The 21,403-nt window shown below is 68.2% G+C and carries 19 protein-coding genes; 2 read left to right on the forward strand and 17 right to left on the reverse strand.

Going from position 1 to position 21,403, the window contains the following annotated elements; genetic code table 11:
- Window positions 1-121: 121 nt before the first annotated feature.
- The 10 genes from ACWF5H_RS15345 to ACWF5H_RS15390 all read right to left on the reverse strand — a co-directional run bounded on the left by ACWF5H_RS15345 (window position 122) and on the right by ACWF5H_RS15390 (window position 11,024).
- Window positions 122-970, reverse strand: a complete 849-nt coding sequence (locus ACWF5H_RS15345; protein WP_452037890.1) for a GNAT family N-acetyltransferase — start codon at window positions 968-970, stop codon at window positions 122-124.
- A 28-nt stretch (window positions 971-998) separates the two neighbouring features.
- Window positions 999-2,165 (reverse strand): flavodoxin-dependent (E)-4-hydroxy-3-methylbut-2-enyl-diphosphate synthase, encoded by a 1,167-nt coding sequence (ispG, locus tag ACWF5H_RS15350; protein WP_452037892.1) that lies wholly within the window; start codon window positions 2,163-2,165, stop codon window positions 999-1,001.
- 93 nt (window positions 2,166-2,258) lie between these two features.
- Window positions 2,259-2,549, reverse strand: coding sequence for a YciI family protein (locus ACWF5H_RS15355; protein WP_452037894.1), 291 nt, complete (start codon window positions 2,547-2,549; stop codon window positions 2,259-2,261).
- A gap of 34 nt (window positions 2,550-2,583) precedes the next feature.
- A complete protein-coding gene (locus ACWF5H_RS15360; RefSeq protein WP_452037895.1) occupies window positions 2,584-4,293 on the reverse strand; it encodes a hypothetical protein in 1,710 nt (569 codons plus the stop codon).
- A 221-nt stretch (window positions 4,294-4,514) separates the two neighbouring features.
- Window positions 4,515-5,864 (reverse strand): M50 family metallopeptidase, encoded by a 1,350-nt coding sequence (locus ACWF5H_RS15365; protein ID WP_452037897.1) that lies wholly within the window; start codon window positions 5,862-5,864, stop codon window positions 4,515-4,517.
- The gene (gene dxr / locus ACWF5H_RS15370) at window positions 5,861-7,075 is read right to left on the reverse strand and encodes a 1-deoxy-D-xylulose-5-phosphate reductoisomerase (RefSeq protein ID WP_452037899.1); all 1,215 of its coding nucleotides are present in this window, start codon (window positions 7,073-7,075) and stop codon (window positions 5,861-5,863) included. The genes ACWF5H_RS15365 and dxr overlap by 4 nt, the downstream gene beginning before the upstream one ends.
- A gap of 455 nt (window positions 7,076-7,530) precedes the next feature.
- A complete protein-coding gene (locus ACWF5H_RS15375) occupies window positions 7,531-7,926 on the reverse strand; it encodes a universal stress protein (RefSeq protein WP_364652299.1) in 396 nt (131 codons plus the stop codon).
- Complete coding sequence (locus ACWF5H_RS15380) at window positions 7,923-9,473, reverse strand: tripartite tricarboxylate transporter permease (RefSeq protein ID WP_452037901.1); 1,551 nt, start codon at window positions 9,471-9,473, stop codon at window positions 7,923-7,925. Before ACWF5H_RS15380 ends, ACWF5H_RS15375 begins: the two co-directional genes overlap by 4 nt.
- A complete protein-coding gene (locus ACWF5H_RS15385; RefSeq protein ID WP_364652301.1) occupies window positions 9,466-10,008 on the reverse strand; it encodes a tripartite tricarboxylate transporter TctB family protein in 543 nt (180 codons plus the stop codon). The genes ACWF5H_RS15380 and ACWF5H_RS15385 overlap by 8 nt, the downstream gene beginning before the upstream one ends.
- A 2-nt stretch (window positions 10,009-10,010) precedes the next feature.
- The gene (locus ACWF5H_RS15390; protein WP_364652302.1) at window positions 10,011-11,024 is read right to left on the reverse strand and encodes a Bug family tripartite tricarboxylate transporter substrate binding protein; all 1,014 of its coding nucleotides are present in this window, start codon (window positions 11,022-11,024) and stop codon (window positions 10,011-10,013) included.
- Window positions 11,025-11,192: 168 nt separating this feature from the next.
- Between ACWF5H_RS15390 and ACWF5H_RS15395 the strand changes: the two genes are divergently transcribed.
- Both ACWF5H_RS15395 and ACWF5H_RS15400 read left to right on the forward strand, forming a co-directional pair.
- Window positions 11,193-12,788 carry an ATP-binding protein gene (locus ACWF5H_RS15395; protein WP_452037902.1) on the forward strand — a complete coding sequence of 532 codons (1,596 nt, stop codon included), beginning with the start codon at window positions 11,193-11,195 and terminating at the stop codon, window positions 12,786-12,788.
- The gene (locus ACWF5H_RS15400; RefSeq protein WP_452037903.1) at window positions 12,785-13,501 is read left to right on the forward strand and encodes a response regulator; all 717 of its coding nucleotides are present in this window, start codon (window positions 12,785-12,787) and stop codon (window positions 13,499-13,501) included. Before ACWF5H_RS15395 ends, ACWF5H_RS15400 begins: the two co-directional genes overlap by 4 nt.
- On the opposite strand, the gene ACWF5H_RS15405 is transcribed toward ACWF5H_RS15400, so the two are convergent.
- The 7 genes from ACWF5H_RS15405 to ACWF5H_RS15435 form a co-directional block, all read right to left on the reverse strand.
- Entirely contained in the window at window positions 13,498-14,316 is an 819-nt protein-coding gene (locus ACWF5H_RS15405) for an HpcH/HpaI aldolase/citrate lyase family protein (RefSeq protein ID WP_452037905.1), read from the reverse strand. The genes ACWF5H_RS15400 and ACWF5H_RS15405 overlap by 4 nt on opposite strands.
- The gene (locus tag ACWF5H_RS15410) at window positions 14,313-14,906 is read right to left on the reverse strand and encodes a MaoC family dehydratase (RefSeq protein WP_452037907.1); all 594 of its coding nucleotides are present in this window, start codon (window positions 14,904-14,906) and stop codon (window positions 14,313-14,315) included. Before ACWF5H_RS15410 ends, ACWF5H_RS15405 begins: the two co-directional genes overlap by 4 nt.
- Window positions 14,903-15,556: a CoA transferase subunit B gene (locus ACWF5H_RS15415; protein WP_364652307.1), complete on the reverse strand. Its 654-nt coding sequence runs from the start codon at window positions 15,554-15,556 to the stop codon at window positions 14,903-14,905. The genes ACWF5H_RS15410 and ACWF5H_RS15415 overlap by 4 nt, the downstream gene beginning before the upstream one ends.
- Before the next feature lie 12 nt (window positions 15,557-15,568).
- On the reverse strand, window positions 15,569-16,348 hold the full coding sequence (locus ACWF5H_RS15420) for a CoA transferase subunit A (RefSeq protein WP_452037909.1): 780 nt from the start codon (window positions 16,346-16,348) through the stop codon (window positions 15,569-15,571).
- A gap of 175 nt (window positions 16,349-16,523) precedes the next feature.
- Window positions 16,524-17,687 carry an acyl-CoA dehydrogenase family protein gene (locus tag ACWF5H_RS15425; protein ID WP_452037911.1) on the reverse strand — a complete coding sequence of 388 codons (1,164 nt, stop codon included), beginning with the start codon at window positions 17,685-17,687 and terminating at the stop codon, window positions 16,524-16,526.
- A complete protein-coding gene (locus tag ACWF5H_RS15430; protein ID WP_452037913.1) occupies window positions 17,680-19,758 on the reverse strand; it encodes an ATP-binding protein in 2,079 nt (692 codons plus the stop codon). The genes ACWF5H_RS15425 and ACWF5H_RS15430 overlap by 8 nt, the downstream gene beginning before the upstream one ends.
- Window positions 19,755-21,359 (reverse strand): carboxyl transferase domain-containing protein, encoded by a 1,605-nt coding sequence (locus ACWF5H_RS15435; RefSeq protein ID WP_452037915.1) that lies wholly within the window; start codon window positions 21,357-21,359, stop codon window positions 19,755-19,757. The genes ACWF5H_RS15430 and ACWF5H_RS15435 overlap by 4 nt, the downstream gene beginning before the upstream one ends.
- Between the last annotated feature and the right edge of the window lie 44 nt (window positions 21,360-21,403).

A 21,403-nucleotide genomic window follows, 5' to 3' on the forward strand; every position in this document is an offset into this window, starting at 1 on the left:
CACCGGCCCGCGAAAACAACTGCCTTCTAATCTATCGGTTCCGCGCGCGTGCTTGCGACAGCCGGCGGCGGCACAGCGTCTTCAGGCGGCCTCTTGACCCGGTAGGTCGGCAGGAACGGGCCTAGAACAACACGGTGGCGAACGTGCCGACCTGCCGGAATCCGACCGATGCGTAGGCGGCCACCGCGCGGTGGTTGTAGTCGTTGACGTACAGGCTGGCGACCGGGGCGTATTTCCGCGACAGTTCGACGACGGCGGCCATGCATCCGGCGGCCAGGCCCTGGCCGCGGTAGGCCGGGTTCACCCACACACCTTGAATCTGCACGGCGTCGGCGCTGACGTTGCCGAGCTCCGCTTTGAAGACCACCTGCCCGTGGCCGTCCCGCCGGATGAGCGAGTGGCCCTTCCGGATCAGCGTGGCCACGCGCTGCCGGTAATGCTGGCCGCCGCCGGTCAGCGGCGAGTATCCGACTTCTTCCTCGAACATCGCCACGCAGGCGGGCACCAGCACGTCAAAATCGTCTTCGGTGGAATACCGCACGTCCGGGTCGGCGGCCACGGCCGGAGTGCCCCGCAGCTCCAGCAGCGGTTGGTTGGGCCGCACGTCGAAGGCCCGCGGATGCGCGTGCCGAAACGACGACCAGATGCCCAGCACGCCTTCCGCCGGGCCGAAAATCGAGGACATACGGCGGTTGCCGGCTGCCAGATGGGCGCCCAGCCGCGCGCCTTGTTCGGCGTCCAGCCCGACCGGTACCGCGTTGACCCCGGCCCAGCAGGCTCCAGTGAGGGCACCGCCGTCGTACATCCCCAAAATCTGGGCGCCGGACGGGGTAGGGCCGGCGGTTCCGGCGGACTCCAGGTGGGCAGCCAGAAAGACGTTGGCTACCGGGTCAGCGCGCACCAGCCCCCAGAGCAGCTCGGTGTCCGCATGTTGCAGCGGCCGGATTCCGGCATACGGATCTGCGGGCACGGCATCCGCCGCACCCGCTGCCTCTCGGCTAGCTGACGTTAACCACGGGGCTACCCTTGACAGCATTTTCGCCATCGGAGTCACCCATCTCCTCGGCAATCCTCATTGCTTCTTCAATGAGGGTCTCAACAATTTGGTCTTCCGGAACAGTCTTGATGACCTGGCCCTTCACAAAGATCTGGCCCTTGCCGTTGCCGGAAGCTACGCCCAGATCCGCTTCGCGGGCCTCGCCCGGTCCGTTGACCACACAGCCCATCACGGCAACCCGCAGCGGCACTTCCATGCCCTCGAGGCCGGCAGTGACTTCGTCGGCCAGCTTGTACACGTCCACCTGGGCGCGGCCGCAGGACGGGCAGGACACAATTTCGAGTTTGCGCTCGCGCAGGTTCAGCGACTGCAGGATCTGCAGGCCCACCTTGATCTCCTCGACCGGCGGGGCGGACAGCGACACGCGGATGGTGTCGCCGATGCCCTGCGAGAGCAGCGCGCCGAAGGCGGTGGCGGACTTGATGGTTCCCTGGAACGCAGGGCCGGCCTCGGTGACGCCCAGGTGCAGCGGCCAGTCGCCGCGTTCGGCCAACAGTTCGTAGGCGCGGACCATGACCACTGGGTCGTTGTGCTTGACCGAGATCTTGAAATCGTGGAAATCGTGTTCCTCGAACAGCGAGGCTTCCCAGACCGCGGATTCCACCAGGGCCTCCGGGGTGGCCTTGCCGTACTTTTCCATCAGCCGCGGATCGAGTGAGCCGGCGTTGACGCCAATCCGGATCGAGGTGCCGGCGGCCTTGGCGGCGGCGGCGATTTCCTTAACCTGGTCATCGAACTTGCGGATGTTGCCCGGGTTCACCCGGACCGCCGCGCACCCGGCGTCAATGGCTGCGAACACGTACTTGGGCTGGAAGTGGATGTCCGCGATCACCGGTATCTGGGACTTCTTCGCGATGATCGGCAGCGCTTCGGCGTCATCGGCGCTGGGGCACGCCACCCGGACAATGTCGCAGCCCGACGCCGTCAGTTCGGCGATCTGCTGCAGGGTGGCATTGATGTCAGTGGTCGGCGTGGTGGTCATCGACTGCACGCTGATCGGCGATTCCGAGCCGACCCCGACAGAACCGACCTTGATCTGCCGAGTTTTCCGGCGGGGCGCCAGGACAGGCGGTGGTGAAGTTGGCATTCCAAGATTGACCGAGGTCAAGACGTCCTCCATGTGCCGGTCGGCAGTTGCTGAACAGATTTCATTATCCCCCTCCCGGCACGGCCATGGCACATGCAGCGGGAGTGGTGTGGATTATGCGTAGTCGGCGAATGCGCCGGTGACGGGCGCCCATTCGGTGGTTTTCAGTCCGGAGACAAGGTTGTTGAGGTTGAACGGGTCCTGCTTCAGTTCATCCAGCAGGCTGTTTTCGTTCTCGGCGGTGAAGATCAGCAGCGCGCCGGTGCCGTCGGAATAGGGCCCCGAGGCCAGCAGGCGGCCCTGCTCCACGAAGCTTCCCAGCCAGGCGCGGTGCGCCGGACGGTGTTCGTCCCGGCCGGCCTCCGAATCGGGGGCATACACGTATTCAACGGCAAAAACACTCATGGCCCTCACCTTACCCGGCGCCGGATGGCGGACGTTACTGGTAGGAAACAAACCAGGGCGCCGGCTCCACCTCGGTGTAGGTGCGCTCGGGGCTGAACGTCGGTGTGTCCTCGTCGTAAAAGTTCTTCCAGCCCATCCGGATATTCTTCGGCAGGTCTTCGCGGAGTGCCCGCCAGGTTTCCATCTTCTGCCCGGGGTTGCCGTGGCCGTCGGCGTGCAGCACCATGGCCAGTTCCGGGTGTCCGGTCTCCAGCTTGTGCCGGTCCGAGATCATCCGGTACTGGAACTGGTGCAGGATCAGCACCTTCTGCGGCAGCGAGTTTTTCCGGGTCAAATTGGCCAACCAGTCGCTGACCTTGTTGATCTCGGCGGCGCTGACCGAGCCGATCTGCTCCATGTGCCGCTCCCCCTTGCCCAGCCGCCATTCCGGATCCAGCGCCAGTCCCACATGCGGTTCTTTCAGCAGGTCTGCATACAACTTGGCCTGGGCCAGGAAGTCTGACCGTCCGGGCTGCAGGTCCAGCACCACGTACACCCCTGCCTTGCCGGCGGCATCGACCCAGGGGCGAAGCTCGTCCACGTCCGTCTCCGCCGAATAGTCGCCGTCCTTGCCGGCCGAGGAAGAGGCGATCGTCGCGATGATCTCGAACGCCGGAACCACCGGCTCTTTGCTGTGCGGCTGGTAGCGCTTGGCCAGTTTTTTGGCGCGCCGGACGGAGTCCTTGATGCCCTGTTCGCCGAGGGCGCCGAGCGCGGGTCCCGCGGGATGCCCGTACAGCGCCACCATCCGCCGCGAGGGGAAGGCCAGCTGGCCCCCGCCGGGCAGTTCCGGGATCTCAAGCGCCGCCCGTACCCGGCTGCCAAACGTGCCATTGCTGCCGAACGCTTTGCCGATGCCGAGCACCCGGCGCTCCGGCTCGCCGCGGAGGAAATCGATGGTCGCGCTGCTCTGCCGCGGATCCGCCTTCGGGTCCTCGAAGATCCGCGCCCCGGCCGCCTCTGCCACCGCCAGCGTTGCGGGATAGTCCTGCTCGCCGTCCTGGTCGATCAAGACCGAGGCGTCCGCGGGCTCCGCGGCGCCGTCGGGCAGATCAAGTTCTCCGTTCGGCGGCAGGACCTCAACGCCCGGCAGCAGCGCGGCCCACTCCGAGATGCCGCCGTCCGAACCGGTACCGGACGCGGCGGTTGCGCCAGCGGCGGAGTCGGCGGCAGAAGCGCCGGAGGAGGCGGAGGCTGAGGAATCATCGTCCGGCGCGCCGCTGGGGCTGGCGGCCGGCTCCGCCGGCGGTTGCCCGAAAACCTTGACCTGTTGCACGCCGAGCCGCGCCAGCTCACTTTCCAGGCCGTCACCGGCCAGCAGCAAGGGCACGCCCAGCGGCACCGACTCCGCTTCTGCTGCCGCCAGTGCCTTGGCATCGTCCGCCACGGCCACGAACGCCACCGGGCTGGAAGCGAACAACGCTTGGCTGGCGGCCAATGAGGCTTCCGCATCGGAGCCGGCGATGACCTGTGGGTCGGCTGCTCCGTTGTTCAGCTGTATGCGGCCCGGGGAATCAGCGCTCGACGCGGCCGGCGAACCGGTGCCCTGTGCCTCGCCCGGTACGGTGCAGCCGGCCAAGGCCAGGGCCGCTGCCAGCGCTCCGGCGACGCCGGTTACGGCCCATCTTCGGCCGCGCGGCTTGGCCGGCCGGATGGCGGCCCGGAGGCCAGGTTCGGTACGGACTGTCCGCGGTGCTGCGCTCACGGCGTGTGGCTCCCTTCGCCGGTTCGGGCCAGTCTAACCACGGCCGGGCGGCCACCCCAGTCCCATGACGGCGTGCCACGCGGCGGGCGACGCAATCGCCGTCGTCGTTCGGAAAAGCAGCATCCGGCAGCAGCGTCCGGCGCGGCCTCATCCGGCGCGGCAGCGTCCGGCAGCCCAGCATTCAGCGGGCCGCGTTCACCCCACCGGCTGCCGTGCGATCGTCAACCGAAAATGTTGACCGGTTTGACGATGTCCGCGTAGATGAGCAGCGCACCCATGCCCATCAGCACCACCGCCACCACGTAGGTCAGCGGCAGCAGCTTGGCAATGTCCACCGGTCCCGGATCCGGGCGGCGGAACAGTTTGGCCACGCCGCGGCGCACCGCTTCCCACAGCGCGCCGGCCACGTGCCCGCCATCCAGCGGCAGCAGCGGGATCAGGTTGAACACGAACAGGGCCAGGTTGACCGAGCCGACCAGTCCAATCAGGGTGGCGGCCCGCGCCTCGAAGGGGATTTCCTCCATCGAGCTGATCTCGCCGGCAATCCTGCCCACGCCCACCACGCTCATCGGCCCATTCGGGTCGCGCGGAGAATCGCTGAAGGCGGCTTCGGCCACGTCGGCGAGCCGCTGCGGGAGATGCAGCACAACGCCGGTGATCGCCTGCAGGTTCTCCCTCACTGCCGGGAGTACCTCGGTGGCCGGCCGCGGCACCAAGGCCGTGGCGGCGCCCATGCCGACGAAGCCGGCCTGTTCCGTCATCGGCTCGCCCCGGGCGTCCAGCACCGGCTGTCCGGCCTCGTCATACACCGGCCGCTCGGTGAGGATCGGGGTGATGTTCGTCCTGATTTCCTTGCCGTCGCGCAGCAGCGTGATCGGCGTCTTCTCCCCCGCGGCCTCCCGGATCCAGGCGGTCAGCTCGGACCAGTCGGTGACCGGTTTCCCGTCAAAAGAGGTGACGGTATCGCCGGGCCGGATGCCGGCCGCGGTGGCCGGGGCTTCCGGGTCGCTGGGCAGGCAGTCGGTCTGCCCGGTCTCGGCGGCCTGCGCAGCCGGGACCACGCACTTGTTGACCTGGGAAATGGTGGTGGTGGCCTGCGCGGTGCCGAAGCCCACCAACACAATGCCGATCAGCACCGTGCCGATGATCAGATTGACGAACGGACCGCCCAACATGATGATGACGCGTTTATGGACCGGCAGCTTGTAGAACATCCGGGTCTCGTCGCCCGGCTGCAGCCGCTCCGCTTCCGCCTGCCGGGCGTCGTTGGCCAGTTGCTGGAACATCCCGGTGCTGGACCGCCTGACGCCGTCGCCGTCGTGGCCGTCCTTGGCCGGCGGGTACATGCCGATCATCGAGACGTAGCCGCCCAGCGGGACGGCCTTGACGCCGTACTCGGTCTCGCCCCGCCGTCGGGAAAAAAGGGTTTTGCCGAAGCCCACCATGTATTGGGTCACCCGCACCTTGAACAGCTTGGCGGGCAGCAGGTGGCCCACCTCGTGCAGGGCGATGGATACGGCAATGCCGACGGCCACGAAGAGCACGCCGAGAAGGAAAAGCAGAATGGTCACAACTTAGCCAAACGTTCGTGGGCCCGCGAGCGTGCCCAATCTTCTGCGGCCAGTACCGTGGCCACGGTCGGTTCGCCGGACGGCGCATGCTCTTCCACCACGGCCGCAACCGTCTGCACGATCTGGTCGAAGCGGATCCGGCCCTCGTGGAAGGCATCCACGGCCTCTTCATTGGCGGCGTTGTAGACGGCCATGAAGGTGCCGCCGCCGGCAGCCGCCTGCTTGGCCAGCCGCACGGCCCCGAACACTTCTTCGTCCAGCGGTTCGAAGGTCCAGCTGGTGGCCCGGCTCCAGTCGCAGGGCTGCGCCGCTCCCGGCACCCGCTCCGGCCAGCCCATGCCGAGCGCAATCGGCAGCCTCATGTCCGGCGGCGAGGCCTGTGCAATGGTGGATCCGTCGGTGAACTGCACCATCGAATGCACAACCGACTGCGGGTGCACCACCACGTCAATCCGGTCCAGCGGGACGTCGAAGAGCAGGTGCGCCTCGATGACCTCCAGCGCCTTGTTGACCATGGTCGCCGAGTTGGTGGTGACCATCCGGCCCATGTCCCAGGTGGGATGGGCCAGCGCCTGCGCCGGGGTGACGCCGCGCAGTTGCTCCTTGCTGAAGCCGCGGAACGGGCCGCCGGAAGCGGTCACGATCAGCCGGTCCACCTCCCCGGCTGTGCCCGAGCGCAGCGCCTGGGCCAGCGCCGAATGCTCCGAATCCACCGGCACAATCTGCCCCGGCCGGGCGGCCTCCTTGACCAGCTGGCCGCCCGCAATCAGCGACTCCTTGTTCGCCAGGGCCAGCACGTGCCCGGCTCCGAGCGCCGCCAGCGTCGGCGCCAGGCCAATAGACCCGGTAATGCCATTAAGCACGACGTCGGCGTCCGGCCAGGCGGCGATCCTCGCCGCGGCGTCGGGGCCGGCAAAGAGCTCCGGCGAGTAACCGGATACTCCGGCGTCCGCCGCTGCCGTCTTGATGGCCGTCGCCAAGTCATCCACTGTGCCGGCGGCGGTGCCGACGGCCTGCGCCCGGGTGTGGACTGCCTGCCGGGCGGCTAGTTCCAGGTTTCCGCCGGCGGCGAGCGCCGTGACCTCGAAGCGTTCCGGAGCGGCGTCCACCACGTCGATGCCCTGCGTACCGATCGACCCGGTGGAGCCCAGCAGCACCACCCTGCGTGGGGCGGATTGCGGGGCGGCCTGGGGCGGATCGCGAAACTCCATGCGGTCAATTATCCAGCACCCGCGGCGGCTTCGAGCGAGCTCGTCCAGTGGCGCCCCTGGCGCGGGTTGCTCGAGCGCTTGCGGACTGCCAGGTCACGCCGCCGCTGCGAGACCGGCGCTAGCGCTGAAATCATCCCTTGGCGTCGAGATCTCCGGGCACAGCAGGTGCTCTCGAAGCCATCCCCTGTGCCCGTGGCCAGATGACCCTCCGTAGCGGGTCATCTCGACGCGAACTCCTGACCCCAGGGACGCTTCCAGCCCCATCCGGAGCCCGGGACAGTAGAAAACCGCCGGGGCAGGGTTGGTGGACCCTGCCCCGGCGGCGAATGGTGCTGAGGTGAAACCGGTAGCCGTCAACGCCTGCAGCGCCGACTCAAGTTCGGTGCGCCGTCGCGCGGGCGCCACCGGGCACGCGGTGCGCCAGCGTCAGGGCTGGCCGGCCCGCCAACCCGACGTCAGGGCTGCCGGACAGCCAGCACGTTGCACGGGGCGGAGAGCAGGATCGTCTGCGCGGTCGAACCGAGCAGCAGCTTTCCCACCGGCGTGCGGTTGCGCACCCCGATGACGATCAGCTCAGCATCGGACTCCTCGGCGGCGTCCAGCACTTCCTCGGCGGGCAGCCCGTCCGAGATTCCGTGCCGGATGCTGAAGCCGACTCCTGCCCCACCCAACACGGCTTCCAAGCGGGCAACGTCGGCGGCGTCTGCGTAGCCGGGATCCACCAAACGGTCTGCCCGCGTGGCGTTAACCACCAGCAGCTTGGCTGCCCGTCGTCCGGCCTCGTCGATGGCTGCCGCCAGGGCCGCGTCGCCGAGGGCGTTGGGGACATACCCCACCACGATCGTGCTCATGCGCTGACCTCCTTGTCCCGCGGGCTCTCGTCGTCGAGCGCTGCCGATTCCATCACACGTTGGCGCTTCTTCATCCAGAAGGACAGCACGAAGATGACCACCAAAGAGATGTAGATTCCGGCCGCGATCGGCGTGGATATCAAGGCCAGCGGATCGCCCTGCGAAATGGCCAGCGAACGCCGCAGTTGGCTCTCGAAGATCGGCCCGAGGATCATGCCCACCACCAGCGGGGCGATCGGATAGCCGTAGCGGCGCATGAAGAAGCCCAGCACGCCGATGACCAGCAGCACGAACACATCCACCGGCGTGAAGTTCACCGAGAACGCGCCCAAGGCGGCGAAGACCAGGATGCCGGCGTAGAGGTACGGCCGCGGGATCTGCAGGATCTTCACCCACATGCCCACCAGCGGCAGGTTCAGCACCAGCAGCATCAGGTTGCCCACGTACAGGCTGGCAATCAGCGCCCAGACCAGGGCGCCTTCCACCTCGAACAGCAGCGGACCGGGCTGGATGTTGTAGCGCTGGAACGCCACCAGCATCATCGCCGCCGTGGCGGTCGTCGGAATGCCCAGCGTCAGCAGTGGCACCAGCACACCGGCAGCGGCCGCGTTGTTGGCCGATTCCGGCCCGGCCACGCCTTCGATCGCGCCGCGGCCGAACTGCTTCTTGCGTGTGCCCTTGGCCAGTTTCTTCTCCGCCGCGTAGGACAGGAAGGTGGCAACGTCGGCGCCTCCGGCCGGCATGGTACCGATCGGGAAGCCGATGAAGGTCCCGCGCAGCCAAGGCTTCCAGGACCGCTTCCAGTCCTCCTTCTTCATCCACGAGGTCCAGCCGCCGGTCACCGGGATCACCTTGACCGGCCCGTGCCGCAGCCGCGAGGCCACATACAGCGCCTCACCCAGGGCGAAGAGCCCGACGGCGACCAGCACCACGTCGACGCCGTCCGCCAGGAACGGGCTGCCGAACGTGTAGCGCTGCTGCCCGGTCATCAGGTCCACGCCCATGAACGCCAGGAACAGCCCCAGGCCCAGCGACGCGAGACCGCGCAGCACCGAGGCGCCCAGCAGCGCACCCACGGTCAGGAACGCCACCACCATCAGGGCCACATACTCCACCGGACCGATCTGCACGGCGAACGCTGCCACATAGGGTGCCACAAAACTCAGCAGCACGGTGGCCACGGTTCCGGCGATGAAGGAACCGATCGCCGCCGTCGCCAGCGCCGCGGCGCCCCGGCCGGCTTTCGCCATCCGGTTGCCCTCCAGTGCGGTGACAATGGAGGCGGATTCGCCCGGCGTATTGAGCAGGATCGAGGTGGTCGACCCGCCGTACATGCCCCCGTAGTAGATGCCCGCGAAGACGATGATTGCCGCCGTCGGCTCCAGGCTGTACGTGATCGGCATCAGCAGGGCAACGGTCATGGCCGGGCCGATGCCGGGCAGCACGCCCACTGCCGTGCCGACCAGCACCCCGCCCAAGGCGTAGAGCAGGTAGATCGGCTGCATCGCCACGGAGAAGCCCTCGAGGAGGGCGTAGAAGTTATCCATTCAGGAACGGCACCCCTTCGAGCACACCGGCCGGCAGCGAGACGCCGAGCAGCCCGCCGAAGGCGAACTGCAGCACCAGCGCCATGACAACGCCCACCACGGCGGCCCGCCACAACGGCTTGGCCCCCAGAGCCCACGCGGCGCCGAAGAACAACACCGCCGCGGCAACCGGCCAGCCCAGCGGAATGATCAGGAAAATATGGACGACGACGGTGCCCGCCATCTTCGCGACGGTCAGCCAGTCGGTCCGGACGTCTGGGTCAATGTCTTCGCCCTCATCGGCCTCGCCGGTCTTGCCGCGCAGCAACTGCACGATCAACCCGGCGCCGACGATCACCAGCAGGCCGGAGACGAGGTAGGGAAGCGCCCGCGGGCCGATGTCGCTCGCCGAGTCGGGCGTCTGGATCCCGGCGCCGGCAACGAAGCCGACGATCCCAATGCTCAGGATCACCGCCGCGAAGATGATTTCTCCGAGCGGCTTGACCGGGGCGGCATCGCTGCCGCCCCGGACCGCTCCAGTAGTGGAAGGAGCCATGGTTACTTCAGCAGACCGATATCCGTCAGCGTTGCGGTGACCGTCTCGATGTCCTCGGTCAGGAAGCTGTTGAACTCCTCGCCGGCCAGGAAGGCGTCCGCCCAGTTGTTCGTGGTCAGGGTCTTCTGCCAGGCGTCGGTGCCGTGCAGCTCGGTGACCAGCGCTGTGAGCTTTTCCGCCTGCGCATCGTCGATGGATCCCGGAGCCACGACGCCGCGCCAGTTGGTCAGCACCAGATCCACGCCCTGCTCCTTCAACGGCTTGACCTCGGGCAGCTGCGGGGCGGCTTCCGGACCGGAGACGGCCAGGGCACGCAGCTTGCCGGCCTTGACCTGCTCGGCGTACTCGCCCACACCGGAAATGCCGGCGGAGACCTTGTTGCCCAGCAGCGCTGCCAGGGATTCGCCGCCGCCGGAGTACGGGATGTAGTTCAGGCTGTCGGCACCAACGCCGGCTTCCTTGAGCATCATGCCGGCCAGGATGTGGTCGGCGCCGCCGGCGGAGCCGCCGGTGATGGAAACGCCCTTGCCCTTGGCCTTGACGTCGGCGATCAGGTCATCGATGGTCTGGTAGGGCGAATCGGCCGGCACCACGACGACGAGCGGCTCTTCGGTGAGCCGGGCGATCGGTGTGGTGTCTTCGATCCGGTTGGCGGACTTGTTGGTCTCCACGGCGCCCACCATCACGTACCCCATCACCATCAGGGTGTTCGGGTCCTGTTCCGTGGCCAGTTTGGCCAGGCCATTGGTGCCGCCGGCCCCGCCGATGTTGACCACCGAGGCGCTGGAAACCAGGTCGTTCTCCTGCAGGTCCTTCTGCATGGAACGGCCGGTCTGGTCCCAGCCGCCGCCCGGATCCGCCGGGACAATGATGTTGAGCTTGTCGATGCCGGCTTCTTCGGAGCCGTTGCCGGAGCCGCTGGAGCCGGTGGAGCCGCAGGCTGCCAGCATCAGGGCGGATGCTGCCGCGGCGGCCACCAGGGCCGAACGGCGTCTCATCGTACGGTCGAGCTTCATGTAGGTTCTTCCTCCTCCAACCAGCGTGATGGGCATCACCACGCCGTCGCCCCAGCGTAGGGAGCGGCCCGGTCCGGCGGAAGAATGCGGTCATTGTGGCCGTATTGGTCATTGTGGTCATCGGCGCACGCACCTGTGGCGCAGCTAACAGCATGCGAAGATGGCGGGGTGTTCCGATCCCTGTCCCTGCGCTCCCAACTGTTCGTGCTGCAGCTGTTCATCCTGCTCGTCGTCGTGCTGGTGGCGGGTTCGGTCGCCATCTCCATGCAGGAACAACAGATCCGCGATGCCTACGAAGGGCGCATGGTCGGCGTGGCCCGCTCGGTGGCGCAATTGCCCTCCATCGTGGAGGCCTTCGACGACGCCAACCCCAGCCAGACCATCCAGCCGATCGCCGAGCTGATCGCCCAATCCACCGGGGTGACGTATGTGGTGGTCACCGACCACCGCGGCATCCGCTACTCGCATCCGAACCACGCGCTGATCGGACAGATGGTTTCCACCGATCCATCCATCCCGCTGTCCGGCGAGACGTTCATTGGCAGGCAGACCGGCACGCTGGGCGAATCGTGGCGGGTGAAGGTACCGATCTATGACCGGTCGGGTGCCACAGTGATCGGCACGGCCTCGGTGGGCACGTTGGAGTCCACGCTGCGCAAAGACCTGAACGACGACCTGCCGGTCCTGCTGGCGTGGCTCATCGCGGCCGCGCTGGTCGGCTCGGCCGGCGCCATCTACATCTCGCGCCTGGTCTGGCGGCGGATCTACCAGCTGGAGCCGGAAGAGATCGCCGCGCTGCTCGAAACCCGCGACGCCATGCTGCACGGCATCGGCGAAGGCGTGGTGGCCGTCGACGACCGCGGGCGCATCGCACTGCTCAACGACGAGGCGAAACGCCTGCTGGATGTCTCCGACACCGCGCTGGGCCGCCCGGCCACCACGATCCTGGAACCGGGGCTGGCGGCGATGCTGGCCGCCAACGGCGGGGCCGACGAAACGGTGCTCGCCGGCGAACGCGTGCTGCTGGCCCGGGCCAACGCTGCCACGGTGGACTCGCGCCGGGTGGGCAGCGTGATCATCCTGCGCGACCGCACCGAACTGCACCAGCTGCTGCAGGATCTTGACGGCGCGCGGGACGTGACCCAGGCGCTGCGCGCGCAGGCGCACGAATTCTCCAACAAGATGCACGTGATCTCCGGCCTGCTGGAACTGGGCCGCACGCAGCAGGCAGTGGATTTCATCTCCCGTTCCGGACACGGCGGTTCGGTGGTGGCCGGCGAACTGGCTCCGGGGATCACCGACCCGGATGCCGCCAGCCTGCTGATGGCCAAGACAACCATTTGCGACGAAAAAGGCATCCAGCTGCTCATTGATCCGGCCTCCGAGCTGGCGCCGGACGGCACCACGGATCCGGTCACGGTACTGGGCAACCTGGTGGACAACGCCATGGAGGCCGTGGGGCCGCAGGGCACCATCACCGTGTCCATCGCGGAGGGCGCCGACGGTTGCACCATCACGGTCGCCGACGACGGTCCCGGCATCCCGCCGGAGGAGCGCGGGCGGATCTTCCAACCGGGCGTCTCGAGCAAGGAAGCTGCGCTGCCGGGCAGCCGCGGATTCGGCCTCGCGCTGGTCAGCCGGGTGGCTGCCCGGCGCGGCGGCACGGCCCGGGTTGCGCCGTCAGCCTCCGGCGGCGCCGAGTTCACGGTAAGCTTCTCGCCGACCCCGTCCAAGGCCAGCCAGCAAGGAATCCCGGTCCCATGAGCCAGATCCGCACCGTCGTCGTCGACGATGACAAGGAAGTCGCCGGCGTGCACACCGGCTTCCTACTGGCCCACGGCGCCTTCGACGCGGTGGGCACCGCCTACACCGGGACCGACGGGCTGGCCATGATTGCGGACCTTCGCCCCGAGCTGGTGCTGCTCGACATTCATTTGCCGGACCTGAGCGGCATCGAGGTCCTGCGGGCAGTCCGGAACCTGCCGGGCGAACCGGTCGACGTCATTGCGATCACCGCCGCACGGGAACTGGACACGGTGCGGGCGGCCATGGCGGGCGGAGTGCTCCACTATCTGGTCAAGCCGTTCACGGCCCGGGTGTTGATGGACCGGCTGGACGCCTATGTGGAGCACCGGCGGCACATCAGCAGCAGCGGCCAGGCGGTCATGCTGGACCAGGACGGCATCGACCGGCTGCTGGCGCCCGCCGGGGCCCCGCTGGCCACCATCCCGGCTTCCCGGGTGTCCGTCGCGCTGCCCAAGGGCCTGTCCCTGCCCACCTTGGAGGCCGTCATCGCCGACCTGAACGCCACTGGCGCCGCGTCGTCGGCCTCCGAAGTCGCCGGACGGCTGGGGCTGGCACGCGTGAGCGCGCGGCGCTATCTGGAGTACCTGGTGTCGCGCGGCCAGGCCCGGATCACGCCGCGGTACGGCGCGGCCGGCCGGCCGGAGAAGTTCTACCTGCTGACCGGCGGCTAAGAACTCATCTGCCTGGCCCGCCGCAGGGTCAGCTCCGCGTGCTTGAGCAACGGTCCGTCGATCATCTTGCCGCGGAACCGGAAGGCCCCCGGCTCGTTGGCGGCGGCCGCTAGCAGTGCGGCCGCATAGTCAGCCTCCGCCTGGCCTGGACGGTAGGCACCCCTGACGACGTCGGCCTGGCTCGGGTGGATGATGGCCTTGGCCGCAAAGCCCGACGCGGCCGCATCCTCCGCTTCCGCCGCCAGTCCGTCCAGGTCCGGTATGTCGATGTAGACCGAGTCGATCGCCGCCTTGCGGCGGGCGCCCGCGGCCAGGAGCACCTGCGAGCGCGCCTGCCGGGCGACGTCCCGGTAGGTCCCGGACGCAAGCCGGCTGGAGCTGCCGCCCAGCGAGGCGACCAGGTCTTCGGCCCCCCACATCAGCGCCGTGACATTCGGGCAGCCGGCCAGCTCAGCGGCCTGCAGCACGCCAAGGGCCGTCTCGCAAAGCGCCACCACCGAATACTCCCCCAGCGCCCGCACCGCCGACGCGTCCTCCGCCTTGGCCAGCATGATGGTCCGGTAGCCGGACCGTGCGACGGCCGCCAGGTCCAGGGCGTGGTCCGGGGTGCCGACTGAGTTTATCCGGACCATGGTCCGGGCCGGATCCAGCGGGTGGCCGAGGATGGCTTCCCGGGCCGCGGCACGATCCGCCGGCGCCACCGCGTCCTCCAAGTCAAGGATCACCGCGTCGGCACGCTCGGCGGCCTTTCCGTAGCGGTCCGGCCGGTCTGCCGGACAGAACAGGATGGCCGGTCCCATGTCGAAGTCGGTCACCGGTGCCCGCCTTCGGGCCGGCCGTCCCACAACTCGGCGTCGCTGGTTTCCGAGCCCGCTATGGCGGCGGCGTGGCCGTCCTCCGTCCACATCAGGCAGCTGCGGGTCACGGTGGCCACCACATCACCGTGCTGGTTCCGTCCGGTGTGGTGCATGGTGACCACGCCGGTCCCGGGCCGGGACCTGGAGAGCCGCTTGTCGGTGACCACCGTCTCGGTATACAGCGTGTCCCCGTGGTAGAGCGGGTGCGGGAAGGTCACGTCCGTGAGGCCCAGCTGCGCCACGATGGTGGACTGGGTCAGCTGGCCGACCGACTGCCCCACCACCGTCGCGAGGGTGAACATGGAGTTCATCAGCCGCTGCCCGAACGGCTGTTCGGCCGCCCACGCCGCGTCCAGATGCAGGGCCTGGTTGTTCATGGTGGCGGTGGTGAAGAGCACGTTGTCCGCCTCCGTGACGGTCCGGCCCGGGCGGTGGGCGTAGATGACGTCGGCCTCGATCTCCTCAAAGTACAGCCCGCGCTGGATGATCACCTTCTGGGCACCGGCGGCCTCGGAGGGGGTAGCCGCGGCCCCGGCGTCGGTGTTCACCGGGCACCCGCCTGGAGCTGATCGATCCGGAGTTCGGCGCCGGTGGCGGCGACCACGTCCTGGACATCCACGCCCGGGGCCGTCTCGCGGAGCACCAGGCCCTGCTCGGTGACGTCGATGACGGCAAGATCGGTGATGATCTTGTCCACGCAGGCCCTGCCGGTGAGCGGCAACGTGCATTCGGTGAGGATCTTGGGGTTCCCGCTCTTATCCAGGTGCTCCATCATGACGATCAGCTGCTTGGCACCGAAGACCAAGTCCATGGCCCCGCCCATTCCCTTGACCATCTTGCCCGGGATCATCCAGTTGGCCAGATCCCCGTTCTGCGCCACCTGCATGGCACCGAGCACGGCCACATCCACGTGCCCGCCGCGGACCATGCCAAAGGATGCGGCCGAGTCGAAGATGGCCGCCCCGCGGTTGAGCGTGACGGTTTCCTTGCCCGCATTGATCAGGTCGGGATCGAGCTTGTCTTCGGTCGGATAGGGTCCGACGCCCAGGATGCCGTTTTCCGAATGCAGGATGACTTCCACCCCGTCGGGAATGTAGTTCGGGATCAGTGTGGGCATCCCGATGCCGAGGTTGACGTACTGCCCGTTCTCCAACTCCTGGGCCACACGGGCGGCCAGCTCGTTGCGCGTTAGTGCCATGGCGTGCTCCTTCTACTTTCCGGTTGAGCCGGTGCCCCGGCCGGCCAGCTGCACCGTGCGTTTTTCGATCCGTTTCTCCACGTCCGGCGCCAGCACCACGCGCTGGACGAAGATGCCGGGTGTGTGGATCTGCTGGGGGTCCAGTTCGCCCGGTTCCACCAGTTCCTCCACCTCGGCGATGGTGATCTTGCCAGCCATCGCGCAGAGCGGGTTGAAGTTCATCGCCGTGACGTGGAAGACCAGGTTGCCCAGCCGGTCGCCCTTGGCCGCGTGCACCAGCCCGAAATCCGGCCGCAGCGATTCCTCCAGCACGTAGTCGGCACCGCCGAAGCTGCGCACTTCCTTCGGTTCCGAGGCCATGGCCACCGACCCATCGGCGTTGTACTTGCGCGGCAGGCCGCCCTCGCTGATCTGCGTGCCGACGCCGGCCGCGGTGTAGAAGGCGGGGATGCCGGCACCGCCAGCCCGCAGCTTCTCCGCCAGCGTGCCCTGCGGAGTCAGCTCCACTTCCAGCTCGCCGGCCAGGAACTGCCGGGCGAATTCCTTGTTTTCGCCCACATAGGAGCTGATGGTGCGCCGGATCCGGCCGTCCGCCAGCAGCACGCCGAGGCCCCAGTCGTCCACGCCGCAGTTGTTGCTGATGGTCTCCAGGTCAGTGGTGCCCGCGTCGTGCAGCGCCTGGATGAGCGCCACTGGAATGCCGCACAGGCCGAAGCCGCCCACGGCCAGCGAGGCGCCGTCGGGGATGTCCGCCACCGCCTCCGCGGCGGTTGCTACTACCTTGTTGATCACTGAGTCCTCCTCGGTCTGGTGCGCAAACGGCCCCGGATCTCCACGCGGGCCTGGCGGCCCTTGGTCGATCACCGGGGGTGGGTGGCGGCCCTTGGTCGATCACCGGGGGTGGGTGGCGGCCCTTGGTCGATCACCGGGGGTGGGTGGCGGCCCTTGGTCGATCACCGGGGGTCGGTTACAGGCCCAGCTCGCGGGCAATCAGCATGAGCTGCACTTCGGTGGTCCCTTCCCCGACCTCCAGGATCTTCGAATCGCGGTAGTGGCGCGCCACCCGGAACTCGTTGATAAAGCCGAAGCCGCCGAAAATCTGGGTGGCATCGCGGGCGTTGTCCATGGCGGCCTCGCCTGCCACCATCTTGGCAATCGCGGACTGCGTTTTGAAGTGCTTGCCGGCCAACATCCGGGCGGCCGCATCGTAGTAGGCCAGCCGGGCGGTGTGCGCTCGGGCCTGCATCCGGGCGATCTTGAACTGGATGGCCTGGAAGGCGCCGATGTTGGTGCCGAAGGCCTGGCGCTCCTTGGCGTAGCGCACCGCCTCATCCACGCAGCCCTGCGCCGCCCCGGTGGCGAGCGCCGCGATCGCGATCCGGCCCTCGTCGAGGATCTGCAGGAAGTTGGCATAGCCGCGGCCGCGCGCTCCCAGCAGGTTCTCTTCCGGGACGCGGACGTTGTCCAGCGTGAGCGGGTGCGTGTCGGAGGCGTTCCAGCCCACCTTGTTGTAGGCCTTCTCGGCGGTGAAACCGGGGGTGTCGGTGGGAACCAGGATGGTGGAGATTTCCTTCTTGACCGAGCCGTCTGCTCGCTCGGAGGTGCCCGTGACGGCGGTGACGGTGACCAGCTTGGAGATCTCGGTACCGGAGTTGGTGATGAACTCCTTGTGCCCGTTGACCACCCAGTGCCCGTCGGCCAGCTCGGCCCGCGTCTTCGTGCCGCCGGCGTCCGAGCCTGCCTCGGGTTCGGTCAGCCCGAAGCCGGCGAGCGCCTCGCCGCTGGCCAGCATCGGCAGCCACTGCTGTTTCTGTTCCTCGGTGCCGAAGCGGTAGATCGGCATCGCGCCGAGCGAGACCCCTGCCTCCAGCGTGATCGCCACCGACTGGTCCACCGCACCAAGTTGTTCCAGCGCCAGGGCGAGCGCGAAGTAGTCGCCGCCCATTCCGCCGTACTCCTCCGGGAACGGGAGCCCAAACAGGCCCATCTCGCCCATCTGTTCCACCACCTTGTACGGGAAGCTGTGCTCCTCGTCGTGCTTGGCGGAGACCGGGGCCACCACCTCGCGGGCAAAGTCGCGGACCGTCTCCACCAGGTCCTGATGGTCCTCGCTCAGGGAAAAGTCAGGCATGGTCATGCCCCTTTCTGTTCGTGTCCGGGGCAGGATCTGCTGCCCGTACGACGGCGACAATCTGGTCGGCCTTGACCAGATCGCCGGGTTTAAGGTTGATGCTGACTTCGCCGGCCATCCCGGCGCACAGCTGGTGCTCCATCTTCATCGCTTCCACCGTGAGCAGCGGCTGGCCGGCCGAGACCTGCTCGCCGTTGGCCACCGCCACGGAGGTCACCGTTCCCGGCATCGGCGAGCGCACTTCGGGCGAAACCTGCCCCTCGGCCTGCTGGATCCCGGCCAACGCATCCGCGAGCCGGCTCTCCCTGCTGCGGACCGCCAGCCGGGCCGACCAGCCTGCATCGCCCAGCCAGATGGTGCCGTCCTCGCCGAAGGCGCGACGCAGCGGCCGGCGGACCCCGTCCACTTCCACGGCCCGCCCGTCGCGGTCCGGCACGACGGCGTAGCTGCCGCCGCCTGTGCTGACAACGGCACCGCCGGGCGGGCCCGCTGCCGCATCCCCTGCCCAGGCCACGGACACCTCGCGGTGCTCGCCGCCGCCCAGATCGAAGCTGACGGTGCGCGGGCGCGGTCCGCTCAACCGCCAGCCCTCACTCCGCCAGGCGGACCCTGCCCGTCCGGCTGCCCCGGTTTGGCTCCGCATCTCCCGTTCCCGGAGCAACCAGTCCACGGCGGCCACGGCCAGTTCCGCGTCGTCGGGGCGCCGGAACTGCTGGTGCACGATCTTCCGGTCGATCAGCGTGGTGTCCAGCCGCCCGGCGTGCACATCGTCGTCGGCCAGCAGGCTGCGAAGATGCTCAATGTTTGTGTGGATACCCAGCACGCTGGTCTCGGCCAGCGCCCCGTCCAGCCGCGCGAGGGCCTGCTGCCGGTCCACGCCCCACGCGATCACCTTGGACAGCAGCGGGTCGTAGTCGGAGGGGATGGCCAGGCCGGGCAGCAGCGAACTGTCCACCCGGATGCCCTCGCCGGATGCTTCGGCCAGTTCCAGCACCGTACCGGCCGACGGCAGGAACTGCTGGGCGGGGTCTTCCGCATACACGCGGGCTTCCACCGCGTGTCCGGTGAGCACGACGTCGGACTGCGCCATCGGGAGCGCCTCGCCGGCCGCAATCCGCACCTGCCATTCGACCAGGTCCAGCCCGGTCACCAACTCGGTGACCGGATGTTCCACCTGCAGCCGGGTGTTCATCTCCATGAAAAAGAACTCGTCGGGGGTGTCATCGGAGACCAGGAATTCCACGGTCCCGGCCCCGGTGTAGTCCACCGAACGGGCGGCCTCGCAGGCCGCCTCGCCGATCCTGGCGCGGGTGGCTTCGTCCAACAACGACGACGGCGCCTCCTCGATGACTTTCTGGTGCCGGCGCTGCAACGAACACTCGCGCTCGCCCAGGTGGATGGCATTGCCGAACCGGTCACAGAGCACCTGCACTTCGATGTGCCGGGGCCGGGCGATCAGCCGCTCCAGGAACAACGTGTCGTCGCCGAAGGCGGAGGCGGCCACGCGCCGGGCGGCGGCGAGCGCAGCGGACAGCTCCTCGGGCCGCTGCACGGCCACCATCCCCTTGCCGCCGCCGCCGGCCGACGGCTTGATCAGCAGCGGGTAACCGACCTTCTCCGCGGCCAGGACCAGGCGCTCGTCGTCGAGTCCGGGTTCGTCGATCCCGGGGACCACCGGAACCCCGTGCGAGGCCACATGGTTCTTGGAGCGGATCTTGTCCCCCATGATCCCGATGGCGCCCACATTGGGCCCGATGAAGACTATGCCCGCCGCCTCCAGAGCCTGGGCAAAGTTCACATTCTCGCTGAGGAAGCCATAGCCGGGGTGGACCGCCTCGGCACCGGTGGCCTTGCACGCTTCGATCACTGCGTCGATGCGCAGATAACTCTCCGTAGCGGGCGCCGGCCCGATCCGCACCGCGACGTCGGCCTCGCGCATGTGGCGGGCACCGGCGTCGGCGTCTGAATAGACGGCGGCGGAGCGGATGCCCATGCCGCGCAGCGTACGGATGACTCGGCAGGCAATTTCGCCGCGGTTGGCAACCAGGACGGTCTCGAACACTTCTCTCACATCCTGAACAGGCCGAAAGCGGATTCCGGCAGCGGGCTGTTGGCGCAGACATCGAGGGCCAGGCCGAGCACCGTGCGGGTCTGCACCGGATCGATGATGCCGTCGTCCCAGAGCCGGGCGGTGGAATAGTACGGGTTCCCCTGGGCCTCGTACTGTTCCCGGATGGGGGTCTTGAATTCTTCCTCCGCCTCGGCGCTCCATTGCTCGCCGCGGGCTTCCAGTTGGTCGCGCTTGACGGTGGCCAGGACCGAGGACGCCTGGTTGCCGCCCATCACCGAGATCCGCGCGGCCGGCCACATCCAGAGGAATCGCGGCGAGTAGGCGCGTCCGCACATGGAGTAGTTGCCGGCGCCGAACGAGCCGCCGATCACCACGGTCAGCTTCGGCACGCGCGCCGTGGCGACGGCGGTGACCATTTTGGCGCCGTGCTTGGCGATGCCGCCTGCCTCGTAGTCGCGGCCCACCATGAAGCCGGAGAGGTTCTGCAGGAAGACCAGCGGGATGCCGCGCTGGTCGCACAGTTCAATGAAATGTGCGCCCTTGAGCGCGGATTCGGAAAAGAGCACGCCGTTGTTCGCCACGATCCCCACCTGGTGCCCGTGCAGCCGGGCGAAGCCGGTGACCAGGGTGCTGCCGTACTCGCGCTTGAACTCATGGAAGCGGCTGCCGTCCACTAGCCGGGCGATCACTTCCCGGACGTCGTAGCTGGCATTGACGTCCACCGGCACGGCGCCGTAGATCTCCTGCGCGTCGGCTGCCGGCGCTTCGACCGGCGCCGTCTCCCACGCCGGCGCGGTGCACGGGAGGGTGGAGACAATGTCGCGCACGATCTCCAACGCATGCAGGTCGTTCTCCGCCAGATGGTCCGTCACGCCGGAGGTCCGGGCATGCAGGTCGCCGCCGCCTAGCTCCTCGGCGGTGACCACCTCGCCGATCGCCGCCTTCACCAGCGGCGGACCGCCCAGGAAGATGGTTCCCTGATTGCGGACAATCACTGTCTCATCGCTCATCGCCGGGACATACGCGCCGCCGGCGGTGCAGGAACCCAGCACCGCGGCAATCTGCGGGATCTTGGCCGCCGACATCCGCGCCTGGTTGTAGAAGATCCGGCCGAAGTGCTCGCGGTCCGGGAAGACGTCGTCCTGCTTGGGCAGGAAGGCGCCGCCGGAGTCCACCAGATAGATGCAGGGCAGGTTGTTCTCCAGCGCCACTTCCTGGGCGCGCAGATGTTTCTTGACGGTCAGGGGGTAGTACGTGCCGCCCTTGACGGTCGCGTCATTGCAGACCACCAGCACGTGGCGGCCGTGGACCAGGCCGATGCCGGCAATCATGCCGGCGCCGGGCGAATCGCCGTCGTACATCCCTTCCGCCGCGAGCGGGGCGATCTCCAGGAACGGGCTGCCGTCATCCAGCAGGGCGTCCACCCGCTCCCTCGGCAACAGCTTGCCGCGGCCAAGGTGGCGGGCGCGCGCACTCTCCGGCCCGCCTTGCGCCGCCGAGGCCAAGCGGTCGTGCAGTTCGGCCGCGAGCTTGCGCTGCGCAACATCGTTGGTCCGGAAGCTTTCACTGGTAGTGTCCACCCGGGAAGCCAGTGTCTCCATCGACACCTTCCTGGCCGAAGCCGTTGCGCATCCCGCAGCCCGCC

It is taken from the genome of Arthrobacter sp. NPDC055138 (genome assembly GCF_053607305.1).